At 45.1% G+C, this 24,942-nt stretch carries 23 protein-coding genes and 1 riboswitch; of the genes, 10 read left to right on the plus strand and 13 right to left on the minus strand.

Features of this window, described 5'->3' with window-relative positions:
- Positions 1-6: 6 nt before the first annotated feature.
- On the plus strand, positions 7-393 hold the full coding sequence (gene panD, locus ACLSSO_RS17085) for an aspartate 1-decarboxylase (protein WP_295905537.1): 387 nt from the start codon (positions 7-9) through the stop codon (positions 391-393).
- Here panD and ACLSSO_RS17090 read toward each other — a convergent pair.
- Positions 390-749, minus strand: coding sequence for a zinc ribbon domain-containing protein YjdM (locus tag ACLSSO_RS17090; protein WP_295905538.1), 360 nt, complete (start codon positions 747-749; stop codon positions 390-392). The two genes, panD and ACLSSO_RS17090, sit on opposite strands and share 4 nt — an antisense overlap.
- A 51-nt stretch (positions 750-800) precedes the next feature.
- Entirely contained in the window at positions 801-1,748 is a 948-nt protein-coding gene (locus tag ACLSSO_RS17095) for a hypothetical protein (RefSeq protein ID WP_295905539.1), read from the minus strand.
- A 196-nt stretch (positions 1,749-1,944) separates the two neighbouring features.
- Positions 1,945-2,043, plus strand: a riboswitch (purine riboswitch).
- On the opposite strand from ACLSSO_RS17095, the gene ACLSSO_RS17100 reads away from it, so the two are divergent.
- The 3 genes from ACLSSO_RS17100 to ACLSSO_RS17110 all read left to right on the plus strand — a co-directional run bounded on the left by ACLSSO_RS17100 (position 2,034) and on the right by ACLSSO_RS17110 (position 5,619).
- Positions 2,034-2,894, plus strand: a complete 861-nt coding sequence (locus tag ACLSSO_RS17100; RefSeq protein ID WP_413943521.1) for an endonuclease I family protein — start codon at positions 2,034-2,036, stop codon at positions 2,892-2,894. It overlaps the preceding riboswitch by 10 nt.
- Before the next feature lie 91 nt (positions 2,895-2,985).
- A complete protein-coding gene (locus ACLSSO_RS17105) occupies positions 2,986-4,818 on the plus strand; it encodes an ABC-F family ATP-binding cassette domain-containing protein (RefSeq protein WP_295904294.1) in 1,833 nt (610 codons plus the stop codon).
- Positions 4,819-5,619: a DUF2799 domain-containing protein gene (locus tag ACLSSO_RS17110; RefSeq protein WP_295904296.1), complete on the plus strand. Its 801-nt coding sequence runs from the start codon at positions 4,819-4,821 to the stop codon at positions 5,617-5,619.
- Here the strand turns inward: ACLSSO_RS17110 and ACLSSO_RS17115 are convergent.
- The 4 genes from ACLSSO_RS17115 to ACLSSO_RS17130 form a co-directional block, all read right to left on the minus strand.
- Positions 5,616-6,074, minus strand: a complete 459-nt coding sequence (locus ACLSSO_RS17115) for a hypothetical protein (RefSeq protein WP_295904298.1) — start codon at positions 6,072-6,074, stop codon at positions 5,616-5,618. The genes ACLSSO_RS17110 and ACLSSO_RS17115 overlap by 4 nt on opposite strands.
- Positions 6,075-6,134: 60 nt before the next feature.
- A complete protein-coding gene (locus ACLSSO_RS17120; protein WP_295904300.1) occupies positions 6,135-7,487 on the minus strand; it encodes a hypothetical protein in 1,353 nt (450 codons plus the stop codon).
- 212 nt (positions 7,488-7,699) lie between these two features.
- The gene (gene abc-f / locus ACLSSO_RS17125; protein WP_413943524.1) at positions 7,700-9,235 is read right to left on the minus strand and encodes a ribosomal protection-like ABC-F family protein; all 1,536 of its coding nucleotides are present in this window, start codon (positions 9,233-9,235) and stop codon (positions 7,700-7,702) included.
- Positions 9,236-9,392: 157 nt separating this feature from the next.
- Entirely contained in the window at positions 9,393-10,847 is a 1,455-nt protein-coding gene (locus ACLSSO_RS17130; protein ID WP_413943526.1) for a hypothetical protein, read from the minus strand.
- Between the two features lie 156 nt (positions 10,848-11,003).
- On the opposite strand from ACLSSO_RS17130, the gene ACLSSO_RS17135 reads away from it, so the two are divergent.
- Together ACLSSO_RS17135 and ACLSSO_RS17140 are read left to right on the plus strand one after the other, a co-directional pair.
- Complete coding sequence (locus tag ACLSSO_RS17135) at positions 11,004-11,591, plus strand: TonB family protein (RefSeq protein WP_413943528.1); 588 nt, start codon at positions 11,004-11,006, stop codon at positions 11,589-11,591.
- A gap of 16 nt (positions 11,592-11,607) precedes the next feature.
- A complete protein-coding gene (locus ACLSSO_RS17140) occupies positions 11,608-13,419 on the plus strand; it encodes a TonB-dependent receptor plug domain-containing protein (RefSeq protein ID WP_413943529.1) in 1,812 nt (603 codons plus the stop codon).
- Here ACLSSO_RS17140 and ACLSSO_RS17145 read toward each other — a convergent pair.
- The 7 genes from ACLSSO_RS17145 to ACLSSO_RS17175 all read right to left on the minus strand — a co-directional run bounded on the left by ACLSSO_RS17145 (position 13,394) and on the right by ACLSSO_RS17175 (position 21,861).
- On the minus strand, positions 13,394-15,928 hold the full coding sequence (locus tag ACLSSO_RS17145) for a PAS domain S-box protein (RefSeq protein WP_413943531.1): 2,535 nt from the start codon (positions 15,926-15,928) through the stop codon (positions 13,394-13,396). The two genes, ACLSSO_RS17140 and ACLSSO_RS17145, sit on opposite strands and share 26 nt — an antisense overlap.
- An 83-nt stretch (positions 15,929-16,011) precedes the next feature.
- Positions 16,012-16,950 carry a hydroxymethylglutaryl-CoA lyase gene (locus ACLSSO_RS17150; protein WP_295906250.1) on the minus strand — a complete coding sequence of 313 codons (939 nt, stop codon included), beginning with the start codon at positions 16,948-16,950 and terminating at the stop codon, positions 16,012-16,014.
- Between the two features lie 5 nt (positions 16,951-16,955).
- Positions 16,956-17,336, minus strand: coding sequence for an acetyl-CoA carboxylase biotin carboxyl carrier protein subunit (locus ACLSSO_RS17155; protein ID WP_295906249.1), 381 nt, complete (start codon positions 17,334-17,336; stop codon positions 16,956-16,958).
- Between the two features lies 1 nt (position 17,337).
- Positions 17,338-18,816, minus strand: a complete 1,479-nt coding sequence (locus tag ACLSSO_RS17160; protein WP_413943533.1) for an acetyl/propionyl/methylcrotonyl-CoA carboxylase subunit alpha — start codon at positions 18,814-18,816, stop codon at positions 17,338-17,340.
- The gene (locus ACLSSO_RS17165; RefSeq protein ID WP_295906256.1) at positions 18,816-19,595 is read right to left on the minus strand and encodes an enoyl-CoA hydratase-related protein; all 780 of its coding nucleotides are present in this window, start codon (positions 19,593-19,595) and stop codon (positions 18,816-18,818) included. Before ACLSSO_RS17165 ends, ACLSSO_RS17160 begins: the two co-directional genes overlap by 1 nt.
- 2 nt (positions 19,596-19,597) lie before the next feature.
- Entirely contained in the window at positions 19,598-21,205 is a 1,608-nt protein-coding gene (locus tag ACLSSO_RS17170; protein ID WP_413943534.1) for a carboxyl transferase domain-containing protein, read from the minus strand.
- 32 nt (positions 21,206-21,237) lie between these two features.
- Positions 21,238-21,861 (minus strand): hypothetical protein, encoded by a 624-nt coding sequence (locus ACLSSO_RS17175; RefSeq protein ID WP_413943536.1) that lies wholly within the window; start codon positions 21,859-21,861, stop codon positions 21,238-21,240.
- Positions 21,862-21,962: 101 nt separating this feature from the next.
- Between ACLSSO_RS17175 and ACLSSO_RS17180 the strand changes: the two genes are divergently transcribed.
- The 4 genes from ACLSSO_RS17180 to ACLSSO_RS17195 all read left to right on the plus strand — a co-directional run bounded on the left by ACLSSO_RS17180 (position 21,963) and on the right by ACLSSO_RS17195 (position 24,928).
- Entirely contained in the window at positions 21,963-22,445 is a 483-nt protein-coding gene (locus tag ACLSSO_RS17180; protein WP_413943538.1) for a hypothetical protein, read from the plus strand.
- 1 nt (position 22,446) lies between these two features.
- Positions 22,447-23,481, plus strand: a complete 1,035-nt coding sequence (locus ACLSSO_RS17185) for a class I SAM-dependent methyltransferase (protein ID WP_413943540.1) — start codon at positions 22,447-22,449, stop codon at positions 23,479-23,481.
- A gap of 95 nt (positions 23,482-23,576) precedes the next feature.
- Positions 23,577-24,101, plus strand: coding sequence for a GNAT family N-acetyltransferase (locus ACLSSO_RS17190; protein WP_295905493.1), 525 nt, complete (start codon positions 23,577-23,579; stop codon positions 24,099-24,101).
- Positions 24,102-24,127: 26 nt separating this feature from the next.
- A complete protein-coding gene (locus ACLSSO_RS17195; RefSeq protein ID WP_295905491.1) occupies positions 24,128-24,928 on the plus strand; it encodes an endonuclease/exonuclease/phosphatase family protein in 801 nt (266 codons plus the stop codon).
- Positions 24,929-24,942 lie beyond the last annotated feature (14 nt).

A 24,942-nucleotide genomic window follows, 5' to 3' on the forward strand; every position in this document is an offset into this window, starting at 1 on the left:
TCGATTATGAATTTATCAATGTTAAGAGCAAAAATTCACCGCGCGACTGTCACTGGAGCGGACCTTGATTACGAAGGTTCCGTGAGCATCTGTCCTGATCTGATCAAAGCTTCAGGTTTGCTCATCAATGAGCGCGTAGATATTTACAACTGCAATAATGGCGCACGCTTTTCAACTTATGTGATCTTAGGAAACAAAGGCGAGATTTGCCTCAATGGAGCTGCCGCCCGCCACGTCCAACGAGGCGACCTTGTGATCATCTGTTCTTACTGTGGATTAAGCCTTGAAGAAGCCAAGAAGCATGAGCCATCAGTGGTTTTTGTCGATAACAAAAATCGCGTGAAGGCCAAACGCAAAGAAGACGTTAAAAACAATAAAAAGAAGAAGGCCTAAGCCTTCTTCACGTATTGAGATTTCAGATTCATCGCGCCGAAACCATCGATCTTGCAAGAGATGTCGTGTCCATCGGCGCTATCAAACACCAAACGGATGTTTTTCACTTTCGTTCCTACTTTCACAGAGGAAGAAGAACCTTTCACTTTCAAGTCTTTGATCACAGTAACCGTGTCACCGTCTTGAAGAATGTTGCCGTTCGCATCTTTAATAACATTCGACGCGGGAACCTCTTCTACAACCTCGGTGGAGGCATGCACACTCCACTCGTGACCGCACTCTGGGCACACCCACAAGTTGCCGTCTTGATAAATATGTTCGGAACCGCATTTAGGACATTTTGATTCATTGCTCATGCGCTTAATAAAGCACATCGAAGACAATTTGGCTATGGCTCGACGGAAATATTATTTGCAGTAACGATATTGACTCATCAAACCGCGAGTTTTCTGCGCGCCCGCGATATCGCCACCACGACGTTTGTTCCAATCATCACTGCGCAAAGGTCCCCAGTAAGTTCCCTCTGGACCTTTCGATGTTGGAGTCATCAACGTGTCACGATTTTGAAGTTCTTTCGCAAGAAGATCGATACCGCATTGGATATTTTGATAAGGCACGTGCAGATCACGCGCTTTCGGACAAACAGGTTTCCACACCTGCAAAAGACCGATCGCCGTTCCGTTCGGAGCATTTCGATTGTCGTTGTTCGGATTACAACTTGATTCGGAAGACGCCATCGACATGATGATCCACACCCAGTAGAGCTCTCTTTGGTCTTTACTCATCTTAGGATAATTCGGGCACCACTTCGTGATGTCATCCGGAACGTTCAAGCCAAAGGACTCCGGCTTGTCTTTGATTTGTTGAAGAGTGTAAGAACCCCAAGCTCCCAACTGACCTTCTTTATTGATGAAGTGATCACAACCTTTGGCAAACTTGGCGCTAGCATCTCCCCCGATTTCACGAGCGAGATCACGGTTCAAATCTTTTTCGTAAACGAACCCTTCTTTTTCACGAGCCGCCCACGCCGCGTCTTCCATTTCATAAGCGGCGTCTTGCAGTTTGTTACCGGTATTACCCATCGCGGATTTGGAACCGCCACCGAACATCAAAGGACAAAGTCCCAAGATCAATTGAAAGATATTTTGCTTTTGTGTGGCATCGGCTTGCGCTTGAACAGCTTGCTGATTTGCAGCTTCGACCGCCGCCATTTGGGCTTGCTGTTGTTGCACCATGTATTGTTGTTGAAGCTGCATGTTTTGAAAAACAGCTGCAGAGTTGGGTGCTGTTGCCGTTTGCGCTTGGACGAGGAATGGAACCGACATGATGAAAACGACAAATGTTTTGAAAGTCATATTGGTATCTCTTTCCCCAAATCTCATGATTAGACTTATCGGGAAATCGCCTTATTCCATGAGCTTACGGCGTCAAAAACTCTAGATTTTCTCATTTTGGGATCGTTTTGCCCCCGACTTAAGTAATGCACAGCGAAGAATTGTTGGGAAAACGTTAGCTTTACGGAGTTTTCTTGCAAGCTGAGCGATCCGTGAATTAGGTTTTACGCGTGAACCCCGTATATGCTGCGAATAGGGCGCAGTGTTTCTACTAGACACCAAGAAATGTCTAACTATGGAGGATAGATGAACGTTTTGATGCTTACACTGGTGGTCCTGTTTTCTGCAAACTTCGGACATGCCGCTCCCGCTTCTCAGGAAGTTCCTTACTACGGCGAGAAATTTTATAACGACCTCGCTTCTGGAATTAGCAACAACGATTTAAAAAATAGCATCAAATTAGTTTTAAGAAGTTATCATCTCCGTGTGAACGGTGGCCTTGATCAGATCGTCAACAACTGCAGCGGTTCTAATTGTTATGCGCAAACTTCGATCGGATACAACGGAGCCCGCGTTTACTTGATGGGTAAATTCTATCTTCACGATAATGGCGGCGGAAATTACTCAGTAACAGATGTCTACTGTGACAATGAAAAAACAGCCGCCGATTTCAGAGGCGGAAATGCTCCCGCTCCCAACAGAATTCCTGACAGCAACGTGATCAACGTTGAGCACACGTGGCCACAAAGCCGTTTCTCTGGCAAATTCGATAAAGGCACTCAAAAAGCCGATCTTCATCACCTCTTCCCTACTGATTCAAAATTGAACTCTGTTCGTGGTAACAACAACTTCGGTGAAGTTGTGAAAGACACGAAAACTTTGGGTTGCCCAGCGTCTCGCTTCGGCACTCCAGATGGCGGTGGTAAAGAGATCTTTGAACCACCTCACAATCACAAGGGAAATGTCGCTCGCGCCTTGTTCTACTTCTCTTTGCGCTACGATCTTCCGATCAATGCCAGCGAAGAAGCTTTCTTGCGCAAATGGGCGAAAGAAGATCCGATTGATGACGAAGAAATTCGTCGCAACGATGACATTTACCAAACTCAAGGTAACAGAAATCCATTCATCGATTTCCCGAACCTTCAAGACAACATCGCTGATTTCTAGTTTATTAATTCCAAATTAAATACCGAGAAGGGTCTGTGAAAACAGGCCCTTTTTCTTGACGTCATGCGACTTTTCAGAGAAGTTTCTGGGCATGGCTATCACCCTTCTACAACTTCAATCCGGTTACAAAGCCTTTGGTTCAAAAAGTCTTTTTGAAGACGCCACCTTTGCTATTAACGAAGGGGAACACGTTGGTGTCATAGGTCCCAACGGAGCCGGTAAATCCACGCTGTTTAAAATCCTGGTCGATCAAGAACACCTTGATCAAGGCATCGTCACGAAATCTCAACAACTGCGCTTGGGATACCTAGAACAGGAATCTGACTGGAATGTGGATGAAAAAGTTGAAGAGTATCTTGCGAAGAACTGTATTAAACCTCTGTGGGAGCTTAAACAGTTCGGTTTGAAGCTGGGATTAAGTGAAGCGCATTTTCAATCGCATTTAAAACAACTCAGCGGTGGCTATCGCATGCGCGTGAAGCTTTTGTACTTGATTGGACAAGAGCCGAATTTGCTTCTGCTGGATGAGCCGACGAACTTTTTGGATCTTGAAACTTTGTTGGTGCTTGAAAATTTCTTACAGGAATTCAAAGGCGCCTTCCTTTTGATTTCGCATGACCGCGAATTTCTTCGTCGTGTAACGGATCATATTTTGGAAGTTGAATCCGGCGACATCGTGAAGTTTCCAGGAAGCCTTGATGACTATTTTGAGCAAAAAGCGATGCTCAATGAAATTTTGCAAAAACAAATTCTTAATCAACAGGCCAAACGAAAATCCATTATGGATTTCGTCACTCGTTTCGGTGCAAAAGCCACCAAAGCCCGTCAAGCGCAAAGCCGTTTGAAAGCTTTGGAAAAAATGGAAGTGATCGAGATGAAAGCGGCTCCCACACATTCCCACATCCATATTCCTCCGGCAAGCCCGACGGGGAAAACAATTTTGGAAGTGGAACATGTGGATTGTGGTTACGGCGACAAAGTCATTCTTAAAGATGTTTCACTACGCTTAGAGCGTGGCAATCACTTGGGTATCGTGGGTCTTAACGGAGCTGGTAAATCCACTCTGCTTAAATCTTTGGGCGAACAAATTCCTTTAGTGAAAGGTTCCATTAAGTGGGGCCATCAAGTTAGTTTTTCTTATTTTGCTCAGCACACTCCGGAAGCTTTAAATCCCGAGCACACTGTGATTGAAGCGATGGCATCGCTGGCTCACAAAGAAGTGACTCATCAAGATGTTCTTAATATCGCAGGAAGTTTGTTGTTTTCAGGTGATGCGGCTTTAAAGAAAGTCAAAGTCCTTTCAGGTGGCGAGAAATCTCGCGTGGCCTTGGGGCAGATTCTTTTACAGAAATCTCCGTTACTATTGTTAGATGAACCGACAAATCATTTGGACTTCGACACCGTTGAAGCTTTGACAACGGCGTTGGAAAAATACGAAGGCACAATCGTCACTGTCAGCCATGATCGCGGTTTCATTGGTCGTGTTGCGAACAAAATTTTGGAAGTGAATCACGGAAAACTCACCCTATATCCGGGCACCTACGATGAGTACGTATGGAGTTTGCAAAAAGGTTTCTTGGCAGATCGAGTTTTCGAAAATGCCAACGCCTCCGTCCGCTTCACTGGAAAATCGGATGAGTCCACGAAGTTCAACTACAAAGAAGAGCGCAAAAGACTTGAAGGCCAGATTAAAAAATCCCAAAAGCTTATTGAAGACTGCGATAAGAAGATTGCCGATCTTAATAAGATGAGAGATTCTTTAAATGAAAAACTGATGAATGCGGCGGGAGAAAAAGCGGGAACTCTGGCAAAAGAGCTCCACGACACGAGCGCTCAGATTGAAGATCTTGAAAACACCATGCTTCAAGCCATGGAAGATCAGCACAGTTTTGAAAGTGAACTCAAACAGCTTGTGGGGTCGTAAATGACACGAATTCTTTTGATTGCTTTGGCTTTAAGTCTAACGGCGTGTGCGAGTTATTTTAAGAAAAAAGAGTGTGAGTCTACCAACTGGTTTGAACACGGGAAGAAAGTCGCTCTTCGCGGTGAATGGCTTAATTCAGACAAGCTTGTAAATGAGTGCCGCAAAGTCGAAGCTGAAATTCAAGAATCACAACTGGATCAGGGATTCAAAAGCGGGATGCAAAAATACTGCAGTCCTCCTTACGCTTATCAAGTCGGTAAAAGCGGCGACTTCTATTCTCGCGAAGTTTGCGAAGGACCTCAGATCAATGTTCTTTTGGCGGAACATAAAAAAGGGGTCAAAGACTATTGTGCAAAATCCAACGGTCAAAATGCCGGAACCTCAGGCAAGAAGTATCAAAACATCTGCCCTAAAGATTTAGAACCCGCATTTTTGGTGGAATATCGCAAAGGTCGTAAGAGATACGTGCAGGCGATGATCAGTTCACGCGAATCCGACGTTCGTGATATCGAAACAAAAATTTATTCTCGCAGAGCCGACTTAAGTTACAACCAAGGTCGCCTGGGAAGTCTTGAAAGAGAAGTTTCCTCTTTGGAAGCTCAAAGAAATTTTACGCCGATTGCGAATTCATCACAACGCAGTTACTTGGATGGACGAATTTCTTCTTTGTCGACGGATGTTTCTTCATTGCGCTCGACAGTTTCTGGCATTCAGATAGACATCAACAATCTAGAGCGCGAACGCCAAACGAAGATGGATGAAATCAAAGAGTTTAAGGCAGAACTGCCAAGTCTTGATTAGTTATTAGTCCAAGTAACCAAGAAATCAAAAGGCTCGATGTAAGTAGGATGAGCCTTTTGCCAATCCGCTCTCTTATCACAAGTCGGTACGTACAATTCAATTTTCTGGAATTGCGTCACGGAACCATCACCTAAGTATTTTGTCGCTTTAATAAAGTAAGTCGCGCCACGCTCTAAAGAGAAAAGAAACGTCTTTTCAGTTTGGCTCACAGTGTGGGTTTCTGTGTAAACATCTTTTGTCGTCCCCACTTCAACCGTATAGCCAAAAGCCAAACGATCGCCTCTCCAGTTAAGTCGCGCTAAAAGATCTTGAGAACATGTTGTTGGAAGAGGTTTGGATGGAACGCTGGGTGTTCCTCCACCATTTGCTTTTTTCACTTCGTCTTCTTTAGGCGAAGAACATGCAACAAATGAAAGAGTCAAAGCTGCCACTGCAAGTAATTTTAGTGTTTTCATACAAACCTGTTTCCTTTGCACCTAATGGTACTCAAAGAAAGCATCAGGTCCAAGCAGTTTTTAGTTGGGTACGCGGAACCATTCGATCGCGTCCACGTAAGCCTTCGGCTGATAAGCTTTGGCCTGTTCACTCCAATGCACTTCGCGCCAGCCAAGGCTTTTAAAAGACGGACTTTCTACATCACGTTTCTGGATAAATTCAAAAACATTGGCAACCTGTTCCAGTTCCGCCTTCTTCATTAAAAGAGACGGCAAGTGAAATTGCACAAAGGCGATACCCTTATTCTGGGCGCCGAAGCCTTCCGCCCCCTCGCTAAGGAAGCGAGAGAACTGAATTTCTCTTTTCGAATCGCAGTGATCTACGACCAAAAGTTTTTCCGTCATGTCGGCGTAGTCCATGACGTAACTAAAGTTATAACCGCCGCATTTTTCAACTACTGTGCGTGTGGCTTTGATTTGTCCAAAGGATTTTAACGGAATCGGATATCGCGATGGAAGCATCCAAAGATTTTCTTTATCTTGAAGAGCGATCTGCAGTTTTGGCTGGGACTTTGCGATCTTTATAAACTGCTGAAACACTTTGGAGCTTTCTGACAAACCTTCCTGACTGACGTAAAGAACGTCAAAGGAAGCTTCTGCAAAAGCATCTTGAAAACCATTAGAGCGAAGTTCATTGGTGAAGTTTGCAACAAAGAGACGATGAACCTCAGAGTCTTTCATTGCTTGTGAAGTCGCAACAAAAGAGTTCACGTTTTTGATCGCGTCAGCCGCGCGCAACAATATAGTCTCTCGCGCTCCCGGAATTCCCGCTACCGGCACAATTGGCAGTGCAGGAGAATGCTCGGAGCGTAAAAGTTGAGGCAGATTTTGTGTGAAATAAAAACGCTCTTTCACCGAAAGATCTTGAAACGAACGAATCCAACTTGTGACCAGAAGAGGTCTTAAGCTCATCTCAATCACCTGTTGATCAATCAAGGACACGGCTTCCTGTTTGTTTTGGCAAGCGGCGAAATGTTCAGATTGTTTCCATGGCGAATCACAATAAGCCGAAACAGATTTAATGACATAAGGCCATTTCACTTTACGCAAGGCAGTTTTGATTTTTGTTGTCGGATCACCGATATCCAAATCACCGCTTTGCAAATACAAAAGAAAATCTGTGACGACTTCCTCCATCAAAGCTTGTTCGGAAAACAGAGCCTCATTTCTTTCACGATACCAGATTTTTAGAAGACCTTTTTCAAGATGCCCCGGAGCTTCCAAAAGTTTTTCGCCGATATAAATTTGATGACCTTGAATACGGAAAAGATACGGTCGGTCTTGCAGAATTGTGATCTGCACCTTGCGATAGAAAGGCTCCATGCTTTCAAGGAGCCTTTCTGTCTGCTGAACGCGGTAACTGAGATCCTTCACATGCTCGCTAAAAAATTGATTGTAGGGGGTCGCTTTGTTAAGAGCGCAACGAAAAATGGAGTCCGTTCCGCTCTCAGCGAGCCTGTCAATTCTTTCGACAACCTTGGAATCGATACAAAGCGGCCTCTTCGTCATCTGAAGAACCATCAGGCTAAGTAGGCCAAAACACACAAAACTCAAGGAGGTCAACCAACGAGCAATCATAGTAAGAGCTAAGATTGCAAAAGGTAGACCTCACTGATTCCGATATTCTCAAGAAAAACTTCATCGTGGGACACCACCAACAAAGCCCCTTGATATTCGCAAAGAGCTTCTTCAAGCACCTCAAGACTTGCGATATCCAGGTTGTTTGTCGGTTCATCCAAAATTAAAAACTGCGGCGCTGGGGAAGCCAAAAGAATTTTCGCAAGCGAAGCCTTGAGCTTTTCTCCTCCACTGAGTGAATTTACTTTTTGATGAACTTTTTCTCCCATAAATTGAAAGCGCGCCAGACGGTTTCTGGTTTCAATCAAATCATAGCGAGATTGTTCCATCACGTTTTCTAGAATCGAGTGATCTCCGTTTAAAAGGGAATACTTTTGATCAAGAAAAGCCGTTGCCAAATCTCCTTTGTGAAGAGCCCCGAAAACTTGCGCCTCAGAGGGTGCTTGCCCCAACAGAGTTTTTATCAAAGTGGTTTTACCAGCTCCGTTAGCTCCTGCTAAAGCCCAGCGTTTGGGACCTTTCATCACCATAGAAATACCTTCAGGCCACAGATTTTTTTCCTGAGAAGAAAATTTGATATTGAAATCTTCGAGTTCAAAAATCAATTTTCCTTCAGGCACTGAAGTTTCCGGTAGTTCCAAGCCCAAAGTGCTTTCGCGTTTTGTCTTTGCAAACAAATCTTGAAAACTCTCTTGGGCTTTTTCCACACGTTTTTCCTCATGAGACTGAATCCTGCCATGGGTTTCCTGCGCACGACGTTTTAAACCACCCGCAATAATGCGCGGAATTCCGCCGCGAGCCGCCTTGCGAGTGCCTTCTCTCATACGCTTTTCTTGCGACTGCAGTTTTTCTTTGTGCTCTCTTTCCAATTTCTTTTTCTCACGACGAGCGCGATCCAGTTTTTCCTCTTGAAGTTCCCGTTCATTTTCTTTTTGTTCTTTATAGAACTCATAATTCCCGCCATAGACGGACAATCCCTGATTTGAAAGTTCCAGGATAGAGTCCACGTGATTTAAAAGATCACGGTCATGGCTGATTAACAGCAAAGCTCCTCGGTAAGAATCGACAAATTCAGCGATGTAGCTTCGCGCTTCTTTATCCAAGTTATTGGTAGGTTCATCTAAAATAAGCAAACCACCAGCTCGGGATAAAGCTTCCGCAATACGCACGCGAGTCCATTCGCCTCCGCTCAAGGTCGTTAAATAACTTTCTAGCGAAATATTTTGAAGCAAAGGGCCCCACTCTTCGGCTGAGACATGAGGACTGTCCCAGAGATGAATTAAATATTCCGCCACAGTTTGATTTTTCGCCTCTTCGGATTGCGCTAAATACACAATGGCGTGCGATGCTTTGATTTCTCCTGACGAAGGTGAAAGCAAGCCCGCTAAAATTTTAGCCAAGGTACTTTTCCCCACGCCGTTAGGTCCCACCAGTCCGTAGCGAGAAGCGTTTAAAGAAAATGAAATATCTGAAAAAAGTTTTTCGCCTTGAGGAAGCTCAAAGCCTAGCGACCTTACGGTCACGTTTATTAAATTATTTTGCATATAGAAAATCCGTCCAAAGACCCTGAATGAGTCGAATGAAGTTTTAGAATAAGGAATAATGACGGATTTAATTTCTCATAGACGTCAGGAGTGACCCCGACAAGAATAAGGCTAACATAAGGCCGCGCCAATTACAAGAGCGGCCTTTTTTCAGGCCCTACCAGCACGGTGGAACGACTTGGATACCTTTTAAAACGGACTTGATGGCTTCTGCGTACTTGCTATCTTTCGTAACAAGAATCACATCGCCGTTTTTATCTTTGGCTTCAGGAAGTTTGCCCTCGCACAAAGTTTTATTTTTTTGTTCATCGTGAGTTGTTTTAGAAACTTCACCGGGAACTGCCAGGAAGCCTTCCAACTTCAACGCGTCTTTGGTTCTTGTAACAACCATATAAGTCATACGGAAAGTCGCACCGACTTCGCGGTTACTTAAAGCGACACCTGTGAGCGGCACCAAGCGAAGTTCTTCTTTGGTTTCTTTATCAGGATAACGACCAATAGAGATTTCTTTTAATTGATAAACCGTCTCAGAAAGGAAAGCCTGTTCAGCACCTTCTTCTTTCAAAGAGTATTTAAGCAGGTGACGAGCCTCTGCATCAGGAACTTGTTCAACAGTGCGCTGAACAGAGATCTCACATGAGCTCTTTGTACCTAATTGCAACAGGTGGCAAGTGGCCTTGCTCTTATCCAAGGCTTTTGCTTGAACAAAAAGAGACTCAAGAGCTTCGCCGTTCACTTTTCCTGTGTCTCCCATCCCATTGTCAGCTTTGATTTCCACATTGAAAATACGCACATCAAAACCTGTCTCAGACATTTTTTTAACAAGCTCATCGTGACGAAGGTTCTCACCTTGTTGAAGAATATAATTTTTAACAACACGGATGTTGTTATAATCACCTTGATTGAGCGGTGTCGCTTGCACAAGAGTCGAACGCTGAACCGCAGGTTTTGGAGGCGTCTTACCCGCAGCACGTTGTTGAGTTTTTCTTGCTGTCTCTTGTTTTTTTACTTCTGCATCTGCTTGCGCTTGCTGAGAAACATCTTCCTTCGCAGCTACACACTGGGATTTAGGAGAAATTTCTTTAACCAGATTGCAAAGCTGATCGCCCGGCAGGTTTTTAAGCGTGTAAAGACCTGTGAGGAATTCTGTCAGAATCAATTGGGCTTTATCCGCGTCAGTCGCATCTTTCACCGTGCGTGAATCAATCCACACTTCAAACTGTGTTTGACGAGCTTGGGCTTGCGCCGTGGCTTCAGAGTAAGTCATCGAAAGAGACTTCGCCTCGTCCTTTTTAAGATCCATTGGAGCAATGATCCATTTTTTTAACTTAAACAGTGTTGGCCACGACGTTGTTGAACCTTCACTAAGCTTATCGAAGGCGGCTTTTAAATGCTTTTGATAAGGGACTAAGCTCGTTGGGTCGACGACTTGACCTTCTTGTTCTTTGGTCAGCTTCGTGCGCCCGGCGACAGATTCCACCCTTGCATTTTTATTATTTGACGCCACACGTGGAGTGACCTGGTGACTAGCCTCTTGACAGGCTGACAAAATAAGGGACGTCACAACCAGTACGGAAGGGATCAAATAGGAATATCTGCGCTTAGAGTTCATAAGAGCACCTCTTAGCATTCTTATTATCAAAAGTAGTGCCCCGTCTCATTTTGAGAAAGCCTTAAAATCCTCTCACTGAAAGGGTATTGCGAATCGGGTGGATTTTTTGGCCCCAAGATTGATCCTTACGGCGATTTGTGGGAAGTTTATTTGGTTTTGAAATACGCACTTTGGATCGTTGTATCACTCATTCTACATCTTGCTCTTGGCAGCTACCTTTGGTTTTCCAACCACGAAAATCCGCCTTCTCTTCATGAAGAAATCCTGGATCTCACGTTGGCAACTCCTGCCACTCAGACGAACAGTGCTAACTCCGCAAAAGCCCCCTCATTGGTGAAAAAACCTTCGATATCTTTGCCCGCTGGTTCGAATGGTAAAAATGTTTCCGAAACAGCGACCAATGAAAGACCTATAGAAGGAACAAATTCTTCTGAGAATGGTGATTCCGCACCTGTAGGCTGGGGTGAAGTCACGCGTTTTCCAAAAGTGGCGAAAGAAGTGAAAGCCTCCTATCCCGCTGAAGCAAAAAAAGCCGGAGTGGACGGTGCCGTTGTCCTGGATGTTTTGATTGATCGTTCGGGGAAAGTTCGTGACGTCAAGGTGATCAGTGGTCCTGGCTTTGGATTGAATGAATCTGCCATTGAGGCTTTAAAGCAATTCGAATTTCAACCTGCGCAAAAAGGATCTGAATCCGTTGCAGTTAAGATTCGTTATACCTACCGATTTAAATTAGATGTGAATTAACCAAAGGGAACTCATCGTGAAACAAGTTTATTTATTGCTTTCCTTATTGATCAGCGGCCCGGCATGGGCTCAAGAAACTCCGCCCTCTTTCGAGACTGTAGTAGAAGATGTGGTCTTTAATACTTCAAGTCGCATCGTGATTGATGAAAAGACGATTAAAGATTCCCGCGCGCCCAACATTACTTCTCTTCTGGCGAGTCAAGCCAATGTCACTGTAACCAACACACCGTTTCAACCAAACTCCATCTACATCCGTGGCGGAGACTCAAGTCATTTACTAATTTTGGTCGACGGTGTTCCTTTCTATGATGCTTCAACAATTCAAAGAACATTCAATCTTAATTCTTTGGACGTCAAATCTGTTCGTCGCATTGAAATCATCAAGGGCAGTCAAACCGTGCTGTATGGTGGCCAAGCTTTAAGCGGGGTTATTAAAATCGAGACTATTCCTCAAGAGCTTAAAGAAAAAAACGGAATCCAAGGAGAGCTTGGAACACAAAATGCCCGCGATATTTCTGCAACTCATACTGAAATGCTCACAGACGACAGTGGAGTGATTATTCGCGGTCATGGTTCATGGAAAGATGCGGAGTCTCCAGTTTTAGGTTCATCTAAAACTTATTCGCGCAACAACTGGAATGCGGAAGGCGCTTACGCTTGGAAGGGTGCCGTTGAAGGACATCTTAAGGCCAACTACATTCAGGAACTCAACTATTCCGCAACATCAGGTATGAGTTATCAAATTGTTGATACCTCGAACTTTGAACAATATGCGCGACAACTAGGTGTGTCTTCTAACTTGAAGTTCAATAATTATGCTTGGTCTCCTCGTCTGACTTTGAGTGCACAAAACAGCCTTCGCACTTTCAATCAACCTGTGACTCCAGAAAATCCTATGCTCACAGATCAAGACTATGGCGCCAACCTGCGCACAGTCCGCTTAGATCTAACACCGATTAAAACTGATAAGCTGACTTTGACGACGGGCTTAAGCTACATTTTTGAGGATTTCGTGTATCGCGATACAGGTGCGGAAAAATCAAATTCTTTTGCCGAACAGCGCGGTGTTTTCGCTAAAGCGGATTACCAACTGGCTCCTAACTTTGTCGTTTCTGCCGGAGGACGTGTTGAGAACTGGGCGGATCAAGATCCGGTGAGCACGTATCAGTTGGGTTTAACTTTGTTTGAAAAAACAAAATTGGAAGTTTCGACGGGATATAAAATTCCTTCGTTGTTTCAGCTTTACTCCACTTATGGAAATCCGGATCTGAAGGAAGAAAGAGCGACTCAATACAGTCTTTCTCAAGAAATTCAGTTGAGCGAAAGACAACAGCTGTCGATCACACTCTTCACGTCGCAATTTTCAAATCTGATTGTGACTCAGGGAAGTTATCCTTCTTTGAAATACACGAACGTCAACAAATCAGAAACTCGTGGTGCCGAAGTCGTGTATACACTTCGTCCAACGGACACGTCGTCGCTTTTAATGACTTATGGTTATCAAGAACCACGCGATATCGACAACGCTCGCTGGTTGATCCGCCGTCCTCTTGTGAATGGCAGCATTAAATACATTCAGACTTGGGGACCGCAAACAGGCAGCTTGGAAATTGTCGGTGCTGGTGAAAGACTGGACCGCAATGGCAGCACCACGCTCACGACTCTTCCAGGTTATGCGATTGCCAACGCTTCTTATTCTTATGAGTTAGGTAACGGCTTGACGGCTTACACTCGTCTGAACAATCTTTTAGATTACCGCTATCAAGAGACTTATTCGTTCTACACAGAAGGATTTTCCGGCGTTATCGGTGGTGAGTACTGGTTTTAATTAAAATTTCTCTTAAAGCCTCTCGCGAGAGGGGCTTTTGCAAATAGCCATCAAATCCCGCCGCCAAACATTTTTCTTCATCACCCTTCATGGCATGAGCCGTAAGAGCTACGACATAACCTTTGTAGTTTTTCTTTTTCAACTCTTCAAGGGCCTGGAAGCCGTCCATTTGCGGCATTTGAATATCCATTAAAATTAAATCATAAGTCTTATTACGGGCTTTTTCGACAGCCTCAATTCCGTTTTGGGCCATCTCAATAGCGTTCTCTTCAACGCCCAGCTTTTTTAAGTATCGGGAAAATAAATCGCGGTTGTCAGAGGCATCATCGACGATCAACACACTGCTGATCGCCTTAAAGCTATGCCGCATATGATTTTCCTCTGGAACCGCAGGAAGATCCCGACCGTGATCCGCTTTTTGATAGGCGACCGTAATCAAGAAGCTGCTTCCTTTCCCGGCAGCACTTTTATCCAAGATTACATCACCACCTAAAAGACGCGCGAGCTTGCGCGAAAGAAAAAGACCCAGTCCCGTTCCTCCAAATCTTCGTGTCGTTGAACTGTCGGCTTGAGCGAAAGGTTGAAACAAATTACCTCTTTGTTCGGGAGAAATACCAATTCCCGTGTCGGTCACCCGAAACTGTAAATTCTTATTGCATCGGGCTTCAAGCTCCACATAACCCTCGTCCGTAAACTTGATGGCATTACCGATGACATTAATTAGAATCTGACGAAGCCGTGTTGAATCTGAAATTATAAACTCGGGAAGTTTTTGATATTTCACTTTCAGATCAATGCCTTTTTCTTCAGCGCGTCCTTTTAAAAGATGCACAACATCATCTAGCAAAGCAGGCAAAGAAAACGGAATATATTCAATCTGAATTCGTTCGGACTCGACCTTTGAAATATCCAAAATTTCATCAACGATGCGCAAGAGCTGTTGGCCGTTACGCAGAATCGTTTCAATAGTATTCCTTTGCTCTTCACTAAGAGATTCATCCTCTTTGAGCATTTCCGTAAAACCCAACATCGCTCCCAGAGGCGTACGAATCTCGTGACTGACGTTGGCCAAAAAGGCACTTTTCGCCCGGCTGGCTTCTTGCGCTTTATAAAACAGTCTTGAATTTTCAATCGCAATGGCCAAGCGGCTGGAAATTTCATCCGCAATAGATAAATCCATTTCATTAAATTCTTTTTTCTTAAGCAAAAACGTCACGAAACCAAACGGTTTTTGATCGCGGATTTTAATGGGTGTCACAATCATCGAACTTATAAATATAGGTCGATCTTCAGAGGAGGCATCCGTACTAAAACTTTCAGTCAGATGCAAATCCATATCCACACGACGGTAAAGCTCTGACTCTCCAGAGCGCAGAACTTGGGCAGCCCCAAAAGCCGCGTCCCAACGCAGTGGATGGCGTTCACGCCAAGCTTTAATATATTTTTCATCAAAATTATCGTGCGAGGTCACTTCCGTAATCGCAACGTCATAACCTTCTTCATTTAAAAGGTCGACAATACAAATATCAGCCATGAAGCCGATCACTTCTCTACTAAAACTTTTTAGAATGCGTTCTTGATCAAAAGATTCTGCTAGCACGTAGCTTAATTCAGAAAGAAAACCCATCTGCTTGGCGCGAGCCTCCGCCGCTTCACGTGCCAACTGCTCTTCCAAAAGGGCCATTTGTTGTTTTTCGGCTTCTTTTCTTTCTGTGATGTCTTCAGAAACACAAAGAAGATATTCTGGCTTTCCTTTTTTATCAAAGATCGGAATTTTTTTGGTATGCAAATACCGTAAGCCTTGCGCCGTTTGAATTGGCTCTTCCGGAATGTCCACGACACGCGACTGTTCGACAACATAGCGGTCATTCTGAGTAAAACGATCGGCCTGTTCTTTCGGAAAGAAATCGTAATCGGTTTTACCGATCATTTGCGCTCCCGGAATTCCAATTAATTTTTCTCCGGCCTTATTAAAACGAACAAAACGAAAGTCTTTGACGTCTTTAACAAAAACCATCGTCGGCATATTTTCAAAAATCGCCTCAAAGAAGGCTTGGGATTGCTGAAGCTCTTGTGTGCGCAGTGAAACACGCTCTTCCAAACGCAGATTGGCTTGCTCTAGCTCTCGTTCGATTTTTTTTCGAGCGGAAATATCCAAAATCAGAGCGATCACTGTGCCGTCTTTAAACATAGTCAAAGAAACCAGCGCCGGAACGCGGTGACCATCCTTGTGAATATATTCTTTTTCAAAACCGGCAATAGTTTTGTGTCTAAGAAGTTCGTCGATATGGCCCTTGCTAATCTCGACATCCTCTGGCGCCGTGAGTTTGATCCAATTCAGCTCATGACGTTCAAGATCACGACGAGTGTAACCCAACATTCTTAAAATATAATCGTTCGCATCCAGAATTGAACCATTCATGGTGCTTGCGATAATACCAATCATGTCGGAATCAAAGATCGTTTTGTATCTTTGATCTTGCTGATACCTTTCCCGGGAAGGTTCCATTTACGTTCCTCCCAAACTCCCAACCTACGCTTCCAAGAAAATCCTTTCAATGGATTCCTCAGAGGATTGAGAGCCGACAAGAATTATGGCTTTGTGACTTTTCCGAGAGGTTTTAATTTTCCGACTTTGCCGACTTTGGATGGCAAAGCATGTTGAATTTTTTCTGTCATCCACGGATCAATTGCCAAGAGTCTATCCAGATTTAAACCTGTTTTTACTCCCATGCCGTGGAACATATATACAACGTCTTCAGTAGCCACATTGCCTGTGGCGCCCGGAGCATAAGGACATCCGCCTAAGCCGCCAAGACTTGTATCGAACACCGTCACACCCATTTTGTAGGCGGCAAGAATATTCGCCAGAGCTTGCCCGCGGGTATCGTGAAAGTGACCTGCGAGTTTTTTTACAGGCACAACTTTTTTGAGTTTCTTGAAAAGAGATTCCACTTGGCCTACATCTGCGACACCAATGGTATCGCCAATAGAGATTTCATAGACGCCAAGCTTATGCATTCTTTTGGCAATTTTGATCACACGTGCTTCTGGAACTTTTCCTTCAAACGGGCAACCAAAACATGTTGAAAGATAACCGCGCACTTTGATTTTATGCTTTTTCGCCAAAGCCATCACCGGCTCAAAGCGCTTAAAGCTTTCATCAATCGTGCAGTTGATATTTTTTAAAGAGAAGGATTCCGAACAAGCTGCAAAGATCGCGATTTCTTTGACACCACTTTTAATGGCGTCTTGCATACCGCGCTCATTGGGCACAAGAACGGAGAATTCCGTTTTTTTAGGAATCTGTCCGGCTTTGACGAGTGCAAAAGTTTTTTCTACCACTTCAGCAGTACCCGCCATTTGCGGAACCCATTGCGGAGAAACAAACGCACCGATTTCCACGCGTTTTGTTCCAGCTTCGATCAGTCGTTTTGCAAATTCCACACGAGTGTCAGCATCCAAAACGGCTTTCTCGTTTTGAAGACCATCTCTTAATCCCATTTCCACAATAACAACTGACTTTTTCATAGTGCCTATTTATCGGTTTCTGGCTTAATTCTCACAAGGGCTTTTCCAAGAGCTACTTGTTCACCCACTGTGCAATTCACGCTGTCGATCGTTCCTGCGATCTCGGCCTTTAAAGTATACTCCATTTTCATGGCTTCCATCACGAGAACCGCTTGTCCCGCTTGAACAGCAGAACCTGGAGTTAAAAGAATCTTTGTCACTTTACCTGGCATTGGCGCCATGACTTGATCCGAAGAACCACCGGCACCTGCTTTTTTTCGAGACTTTCGTCCAGAACCTGCATCCAGAGTGAAAACACGTCCATTGTGGTGCACCCACAAAGTGCCTTTGATCAATTGCGCATGAGCTTTATGGTCGACGCCATCGATACGTACTGTTACTTCCATCTTAGATACCTCTCCAGTAAGAAGCCCATGGAGACGAAGTCGCAGCCGCGACAGTTTCTCCACCACCGCGAAGTTGCAACAAAGCTCCTTCTGCGACTTTCTTATCGATTTCAGAAAGTGCCGGCTCTTTGATCGGTTCGCTGAAATAAGTTTCAATAAATCGTGTCGTCATTGTGCCCATCACGAATTCTTTGTGTGAAAGAATCTCAATTAAGTACGGAATATTCGTGTGCACTCCAAAAACTACAGAGTCTTTTAAAACGCGGATCATTTTTTGAATTGCGCGAGGACGAGACTCATCCCACACAATCACTTTTGCAATCATCGGATCGTAGTATGGCGTAATAGTGTCGCCCGCTTCAAAACCATATTCGTAACGGCGACGAGGACCTTCCGGCCATTGAACTTCACCCAAAAGACCTGTTGAAGGAACACCACCCAAGAATGGATTTTCCGCATAGATACGGCACTCAATCGAATGCCCTTTTGGAACGCGGATTTGTTTTGGATCGTGAACGTATTCGCCTTGCGCGGTAAGGATTTGCATCTTTACTAAATCCACACCAAGAACTTCTTCTGTCACCGGATGTTCAACTTGCAAACGCGTGTTCACCTCAAGAAGGTAAAACTCGCCGTCTTGCAAAAGGAACTCAACAGTTCCCGCCCCTTTGTATTTTCCAAGAGTGGCAATGGCACAAGCAGCTTCCCCCATGCGACGACGAAGGTCATCCGTCAATGATGGAGAAGTTGCTTCTTCAATAATTTTTTGATGGCGACGCTGCACGGAGCATTCACGATCAAAAAAATGAACGACATTGCCTGTGCTATCTCCGAAAACTTGGAACTCAATGTGTTTTGCGCGATCCAAATATTTCTCTAAGAAAACTTTCGGAGAACCAAACGCCGACTGAGCTTCACGTTGAGCGGATTCAATCAATTCCCCGGCTTCCGCCGAAGATTTAATCAGCTTCATCCCGCGACCACCACCACCGGCAGCGGCTTTCACAATCACCGGGTACCCGATTTTCTCGGCTTGTGTGATCAGGTGAGCGACATCTTGGTTTTCACCTTGATAGCCCGGCACCAAAGGAAGACCTGCTTGTTTTGCTAGATCCTTACAGTGAACCTTATCACCTAAAGAACGAATCGATGCTGCAGAAGGACCGATAAATGTTAATCCTGCTTTACCAACTGCTTCCGCGAAATCAGCATTTTCAGATAAGAAACCAAAGCCCGGGTGAATCGCTTGTGCGCCACCAGCTAAAGCTCCGTTGATATTTGCTTCAATATTCAAATAACTTTCTGCTGTGGGAGCTGGACCGATGCAGACGGTTTTTGTTGCCATTCTATAAGCGCGAGTATCAATGTCGGCCTCAGAATGCAAAAGAACTGTTTCAATGCCCAATTCTTCGCAGGCTTTGATGATACGAACGGCCACTTCGCCACGATTGGCGATGGCGATACGAGAGAACTTACCCATTATTGAGGTCTCCAACTAGGTTCACGTTTTTCTAAGAAAGATTTAAGACCTTCTTGTCCTTCGGCGCTTGCGCGACGTTCAGCAATCAAGATTGTTGTGTTATCGCGTTGCTGACTCCATGTCATAAACGGCAAATCATTCAAAAGTTTTTTTGTTTCACGAACAGCTTCAGGTCCGCATTGCAAATAGTTATGCAAAACTTTTTGTACGGCTGTGTGACCTTCGCCCGCAGGAACTACTTCTGTCACAAGTCCCGCTTGCTGAGCAATGTGCGGATTGAAGACAACTCCTGAAAGCATCAAAGGGCGAACTTTTCCAGCGACGGCTTTACGATTAACGAAAGCACTGATCACGGCTGGCGCAATTCCCAACTTCACTTCGCTAAAACAGAACTGTGTTCCTTCCTCAGCGATCACTTCATCACAGATGGCCAACAAACCCAAAGCTCCACCGAAAGCAGCGCCATGAATTTGGCCAACGATCGGAAGCATGCAGTTCGCCATTGTTTCAAACATATTAAAAAGTTTGAGCGAGTCCTCGCGGTTTTGTTCAAAAGAGAAGTTCACCATCTCTTTCATCCAATTGAGATCCGCTCCTGCGCAAAATGCTTTTCCTTCCCCTTGTAAAACAATCGCGCGCAAATCTTTGCGGGCATTGAGATCGCGGAATGTTTTCGTCAATTCCTCGATCATCTCAGGATTAAAGGCGTTTCTAACTTCAGGCCTATTGAGTTTCACATAGGCCACTTGATTCATCTCTGCAACGACAACAAATGACATAACTACATCCTAAAGACGCCTTGAGCTTTATCACCCCAAGACTTGTTAAGGCTTGCTGAAATTCCAAGTGCCAACACACGACGTGTGTCTGCCGGATCAATAATTCCATCATCCCAAAGACGAGCTGACGAATAATAAGCAGAACTTTCTTTCTCGTATTTTTCAAGAGTCGGACGTTTGAACTCCGCTTGTTCTTCAGCAGTCATCGTTTGTTTTTTCGCAGCCATTTGATCAAGCTTCACAGTGAGCAATACGTTAGCCGCTTGCTCTCCACCCATCACGCTGATCTTGGCATTCGGCCACATCCACAATTGACGTGGTTGGTACGCTCTTCCGCACATGCCGTAGTTTCCGGCTCCGTAAGAGCCACCAATCACGACTGTGAACTTTGGCACGTGAGCATTGGAAACGGCCATCACCATTTTTGCTCCGTGTTTTGCAATACCTTCATTTTCGTATTTCTTACCGACCATGAAACCTGTGATGTTTTGCAAGAAAATCAAAGGCACTTCGCGCTGCTCGCAAAGTTCAATGAAGTGCGCGGCTTTCAGCGCGCTCTCGCTGAACAACACGCCGTTGTTCGCGATAATTCCCACCGGCATTCCCCAGATATGGGCAAAACCCGTGACCAACGTTTTTCCGTAAAGAGCTTTGAACTCATGAAACTTAGAACCATCCACGATACGCGCAATCACTTCACGCACATCAAAGGGAACGCGACTGTCTTTAGGAATGATGCCGTAAAGTTCTTTGGCATCAAACAACGGTTCCTCAACAGGAGCCATTTTCATTTGCACGGCACGTTTGTGATTTAAGTGCGCTACAATGGAACGTGTGATTTCAATGGCGTGTTCATCGTCTTCGGCAAAATGATCTGTTACACCACTCGTTTCGCAGTGAACTTGTGCGCCACCTAATTCTTGCGCATCAACGATCTCGCCTGTTGCCGCTCTTACAAGAGGAGGTCCACCCAAGAAGATGGTGCCATTGTCTTTCACGATGACGTTTTCATCACTCATCGCTGGAACGTAAGCACCACCGGCCGTGCAAGATCCCATCACCACAGAAATTTGCGGGATATTCGCTGCTGACATACGAGCTTGGTTATAAAAAATTCTTCCGAAGTGATCGCGATCCGGGAAGACATCGGCTTGCATTGGTAAGAACGCACCGCCCGAGTCGACAAGATAAATACAAGGAAGACCGTTTTCAAAAGCGATCTCTTGCGCGCGCAAATGTTTTTTCACCGTCATTGGGAAGTAAGTTCCGCCTTTAACAGTGGCATCATTCGCTACAATCACGCACTCAGTTCCGTGAATCACGCCAATACCTGTGATCACACCCGCACCCGGAGCTTGGCCTTCATACATGTCCCAAGCAGCGAGGGTTGAAAACTCTAAAAACGCTGTTCCACCGTCAACAAGAGCTTCGATGCGCTCACGTGCTGTGAGTTTGCCACGCGCTTTGTGTTTTTTCGTCGCGTCTTCTCCGCCACCTTGTTTAACGAGGTTCACTCTTTCGCGCCATTCGTTCACGATACCCAGCATAGCATCGCGATTGACCTTAAAATCCGCAGAGTTTGTATCTAAATGACTCTCTAAAATTTCCATAATTCCCTTGTACTGCTTCAGCGCTGCCGCGCTTATGCCAGCGCTGGCGTATGTTTAAAACTCAAATTCAAACGAAGTTCGGCGACAGCTTGTTCATTGCTGTCGAAAACTTTCAATTCAGCTTCTGCCTTGGCTTCGCGGTGATCGCGCAGTTCTGCTAAAACAACTTCGCGAGTTGTCTCTGGCAATTCCATGCGCACGCGGCAGTCTTCGCTTTGCTCTTTAAAAAATTCAGACTCTAAACGAGTCACGGTGATTTCAAAATTTCCAATCGGAGCGTGGCGCATCCACAACAGTTTCGCTGCTTCAATCGCCGCCGTTGTGATCGCCCCTTCGTGCATGTGATTTGTTTCCGTGAAATTGCGTGTGCGAGAAGGGATCACCATCTCCACCTGTGTGTCTGAGAGACGAGAAATTCTCAAACCCATGCCTGCTGAAAAAGGTCTTACGATATCAAGAGCATAACTCAAGGCAGCATGCGAAGCTTTAGGTGAAACTTCCTCCAAAAGAGCGGCCAAATCCGCAGCACTCAAACGAATGCCACGATCTTCAAGCTGAGACTTGAGTCCTTCTTTGGCAGTCTGCAATTGCTGACGCAAGTTTTGCTCCAGCTCAATCCCCTTTGACATTAAGATTGTCAGCCATTGTTGGTTCATGAGATATCCTCTCTGCACGGGTGTTGAAAAAAACGGAATATCATGGTCGGATAAGGATGTCAGTTTTATCACACTGAGTAAATAGAGAGAGGACTCTAGGAATGAAGAAAATTGTTAGCCTCGTTGTGTTCATTGCAGCGCTTGTTTGGACTTGGAACGTGATTCACACTACAGATGCTGTGGGATTTGAGACGCACTCCGGCATTCAGGCTAAATTGGCGGAATTGATCAAAAATACTTTGTCTGTGAAAAAACCAAACGCAAAAGAGTTAACTATCACTCGTTTGTGGACAGAATCTTTAGGTGAGAACAAAGTTCGCGCCGTTTTTGCTTACAAATTCATCGACACTTCCGAGGGCGGCGAAGCTCTTGAGCAAGTGATCGAAGGCGAAGCGCTTTTGCACCGTGAACCTTCCGAGGATTCCGCTGTTGATAAATGGACTCTTCAATCTGTGAAAACAACAAATGACATCGTGGTTTTCACTGAGGGTTCGACACTCACTCCGGGCGAAGAAGCTCCGGCGCCAGAACAAACTCCGGCGGCAACGCCGACACCTGCCCCAACGGCAACTCCTCACAAGTAAAATGCCAATTCCCACTCAATTTATCCAAATTGATGAAGAGGGTTACGGACTGAGCCGCGAGGTTCGCATCCAAGATCCTCTTGTGGGACAGGAACTTCTGCAAAATCTAAAAATTCACGAAGGCGGAACTCTTCTATCTACCATCGGGACAACTCCGGTGATTGTCGAAGCCTTCGATGAACCTTACGTCGCTCAACAAATTCATTTCAAAGACGGCTCGTGGGAAATCTCTCTTCCTTACGGTGTTCATTTTGCTTTTGCATTGGAATCTCTGTCTTTGGATGAGTGGGATCGTTTCCACGGCTACACTTCGAATAAAATTCCTTTCGTGATGTCACGAAAAGCGCAGGCGAGTTTTTTCAACATGCTCGACGAATTCGGCGACGAGTTCATTGAATTCCAAGGGAAAACTTACGACATCCCTCCTTACTGGCCAGACAACGAGGACGTTGAAAAAGAAACTTACTGGAGTCAGATCTACAAAACAGAACCAAATCCCGGTTGGAATTTAGGTGAACCTGCGGAAGCGTTGAAAGACATGCTTCCTCGTCTGAAAATATCGCCTTCTCGCGTTCTGGTTTTAGGTTGCGGTGAAGGTCACGATGCTGCGTTTTTTGCGCAAGCCGGTCACTTTGTCACGGCGGTGGATATTTCTCCGCTGGCTTTAGAAAAAGCGCGCAAACAATACGGCCATTTGGAAAATTTAAAATTCGTCGAAACCGATTTGTTTAAACTCCCTCGCGATTTTGATCAATCTTTCGACCTTGTGTTCGAGCACACGTGCTATTGCGCGATCAACCCTGCAAAACGCCAAGACCTTGTCAAAACTTGGAACCGCGTTTTAGTTAGCGGCGGCCATTTGATGGGTGTCTTCTTCACCTTCGAAAAACGCCAAGGCCCTCCTTACGGAGGCACCGAGTGGGAACTGCGCCAACGCCTCAAATCCGCTTACCAACCGATCTTCTGGGGCCGCTGGCAAAAATCCATTCCACGCCGCCAAGGAAAAGAACTTTTCATCTACTGCAAAAAGACTTAAAAAGGTGCCAGGGGATATTTTGCGTCTACGGTGCGGCATCCAGTGATGCGCTGTAGACGCAAAATATCCCCTGGCACCTTTTTTCGGAGACCCCTATGCATATCGAATTTACTCAGGCTGATGACAGTCACGTTGAAGACCTTGTTGAACTTGTGAACTCAGCTTATCGCGGAGATTCGTCGAAAGAAGGTTGGACGACAGAAGCGGATCTTTTGGATGGTCAACGTGCTGATGAAGATGGAATCCGTGAGATCATCAACAAAGATGATTCTGTTATTTTGATTGCCGAAGACGATGATACTGGGGACTTGCTTGGCTGCGTTCACCTCGAAAAGCAGGGAGCGAAATGTTATCTGGGAATGTTAACCGTCGATCCGACTTTGCAAAGTCAGGGAATTGGCAAGATGTTGTTAGCAGAGTCAGAAGCCCTTGCACAATTCTGGGATTGTACTACCATTTTTATGACGGTGATTTCAGTACGTACAGAGTTGATTGCTTGGTATGAAAAGCACGGCTTCCGCAACACAGGTGAAAAGAAACCTTTCCCTTACGGCGACGAACGTTTTGGAATCCCCAAAGTAAAAAACCTAGAATTCACAGTTCTAGAAAAGAAAATCTAAAAGTGTGATTCTTTTAAGGGGGAAGCGTGATCAAGGGATTGATCTTGGCGGTTTTTGTCGGGTTCGTGGGTGTTAGTGCTCAGGCGAAAATTGAGATTCCGAATGATAAAGATGTTATGTATCACTTCGGGGCTTGTAAGTCGGAATTTTTGCCTTCTAATTTTCAACTCTTTATTTGGAATATCAAAAAAGCGGAAGCGAAAGCCGAGTGGGCGCGCGATTTTGAATACTTCACGCCGAAGTCTGATGTTGTCTTGCTTCAAGAAGCCATGATGGACAATTTTGTACCGGCGATCGCGTTGGGACAAAAAGGCTTCTGCTGGGATTTTGCGACAAGCTTCATCGATAACGATCGCAACCCTACGGGCGTTATGACGGGATCTCCGATCATTCCTCTTTCGATTCATTTTTTAAGAAGTCCCGGCCGCGAACCTGTGCTTAAAACTCCGAAAATGGTGATCGTGGCTGAGTATGCTTTAGCCAATTCGCCAGAGACTTTGTGGGTTGCGAACATTCACGGACTTAATTTTGTCTCTAATAAACTCAACCGCGAACAGATCGAACAGGTTGCGGCTTTTTTGAAGAAGCACAATGGCCCAGTGATTTTTGCGGGAGACTTTAATTCGTGGAACAACGAGCGCTTGCAAAACTTGGATGAGATTTTAGGAAAACTTGCGATGAAGAAGCTTTCATTTGCCAATGATGATCGCAAACTGAAGCTCGATCACATCTATGTGCGTGGCCTTGAAGCAACTCGAACAGACCTGCATAGAAACATCAACAGCTCTGACCACAAACCGCTGACCGCCGAATTCCGTCTGAAATAAATTTCTGTTCGCAC

It is taken from the genome of Bdellovibrio sp. HCB-162 (genome assembly GCF_047344985.1).
Classification (GTDB): domain Bacteria; phylum Bdellovibrionota; class Bdellovibrionia; order Bdellovibrionales; family Bdellovibrionaceae; genus Bdellovibrio.

What these genes read in the sequence shown, in the direction of transcription:
- panD (WP_295905537.1), top strand. Translation starts at nt 7, where the DNA reads ATGAATTTATCAATGTTAAGAGCAAAAATTCACCGCGCGACTGTCACT.
- ACLSSO_RS17090 (WP_295905538.1), bottom strand. Translation starts at nt 749, where the DNA reads ATGAGCAATGAATCAAAATGTCCTAAATGCGGTTCCGAACATATTTAT.
- ACLSSO_RS17095 (WP_295905539.1), bottom strand. Translation starts at nt 1,748, where the DNA reads ATGACTTTCAAAACATTTGTCGTTTTCATCATGTCGGTTCCATTCCTC.
- ACLSSO_RS17100 (WP_413943521.1), top strand. Translation starts at nt 2,034, where the DNA reads ATGAACGTTTTGATGCTTACACTGGTGGTCCTGTTTTCTGCAAACTTC.
- ACLSSO_RS17105 (WP_295904294.1), top strand. Translation starts at nt 2,986, where the DNA reads ATGGCTATCACCCTTCTACAACTTCAATCCGGTTACAAAGCCTTTGGT.
- ACLSSO_RS17110 (WP_295904296.1), top strand. Translation starts at nt 4,819, where the DNA reads ATGACACGAATTCTTTTGATTGCTTTGGCTTTAAGTCTAACGGCGTGT.
- ACLSSO_RS17115 (WP_295904298.1), bottom strand. Translation starts at nt 6,074, where the DNA reads ATGAAAACACTAAAATTACTTGCAGTGGCAGCTTTGACTCTTTCATTT.
- abc-f (WP_413943524.1), bottom strand. Translation starts at nt 9,235, where the DNA reads ATGCAAAATAATTTAATAAACGTGACCGTAAGGTCGCTAGGCTTTGAG.
- ACLSSO_RS17130 (WP_413943526.1), bottom strand. Translation starts at nt 10,847, where the DNA reads ATGAACTCTAAGCGCAGATATTCCTATTTGATCCCTTCCGTACTGGTT.
- ACLSSO_RS17145 (WP_413943531.1), bottom strand. Translation starts at nt 15,928, where the DNA reads ATGGAACCTTCCCGGGAAAGGTATCAGCAAGATCAAAGATACAAAACG.
- ACLSSO_RS17150 (WP_295906250.1), bottom strand. Translation starts at nt 16,950, where the DNA reads ATGAAAAAGTCAGTTGTTATTGTGGAAATGGGATTAAGAGATGGTCTT.
- ACLSSO_RS17155 (WP_295906249.1), bottom strand. Translation starts at nt 17,336, where the DNA reads ATGGAAGTAACAGTACGTATCGATGGCGTCGACCATAAAGCTCATGCG.
- ACLSSO_RS17160 (WP_413943533.1), bottom strand. Translation starts at nt 18,816, where the DNA reads ATGGGTAAGTTCTCTCGTATCGCCATCGCCAATCGTGGCGAAGTGGCC.
- ACLSSO_RS17165 (WP_295906256.1), bottom strand. Translation starts at nt 19,595, where the DNA reads ATGTCATTTGTTGTCGTTGCAGAGATGAATCAAGTGGCCTATGTGAAA.
- ACLSSO_RS17170 (WP_413943534.1), bottom strand. Translation starts at nt 21,205, where the DNA reads ATGGAAATTTTAGAGAGTCATTTAGATACAAACTCTGCGGATTTTAAG.
- ACLSSO_RS17175 (WP_413943536.1), bottom strand. Translation starts at nt 21,861, where the DNA reads ATGAACCAACAATGGCTGACAATCTTAATGTCAAAGGGGATTGAGCTG.
- ACLSSO_RS17180 (WP_413943538.1), top strand. Translation starts at nt 21,963, where the DNA reads ATGAAGAAAATTGTTAGCCTCGTTGTGTTCATTGCAGCGCTTGTTTGG.
- ACLSSO_RS17185 (WP_413943540.1), top strand. Translation starts at nt 22,447, where the DNA reads ATGCCAATTCCCACTCAATTTATCCAAATTGATGAAGAGGGTTACGGA.
- ACLSSO_RS17190 (WP_295905493.1), top strand. Translation starts at nt 23,577, where the DNA reads ATGCATATCGAATTTACTCAGGCTGATGACAGTCACGTTGAAGACCTT.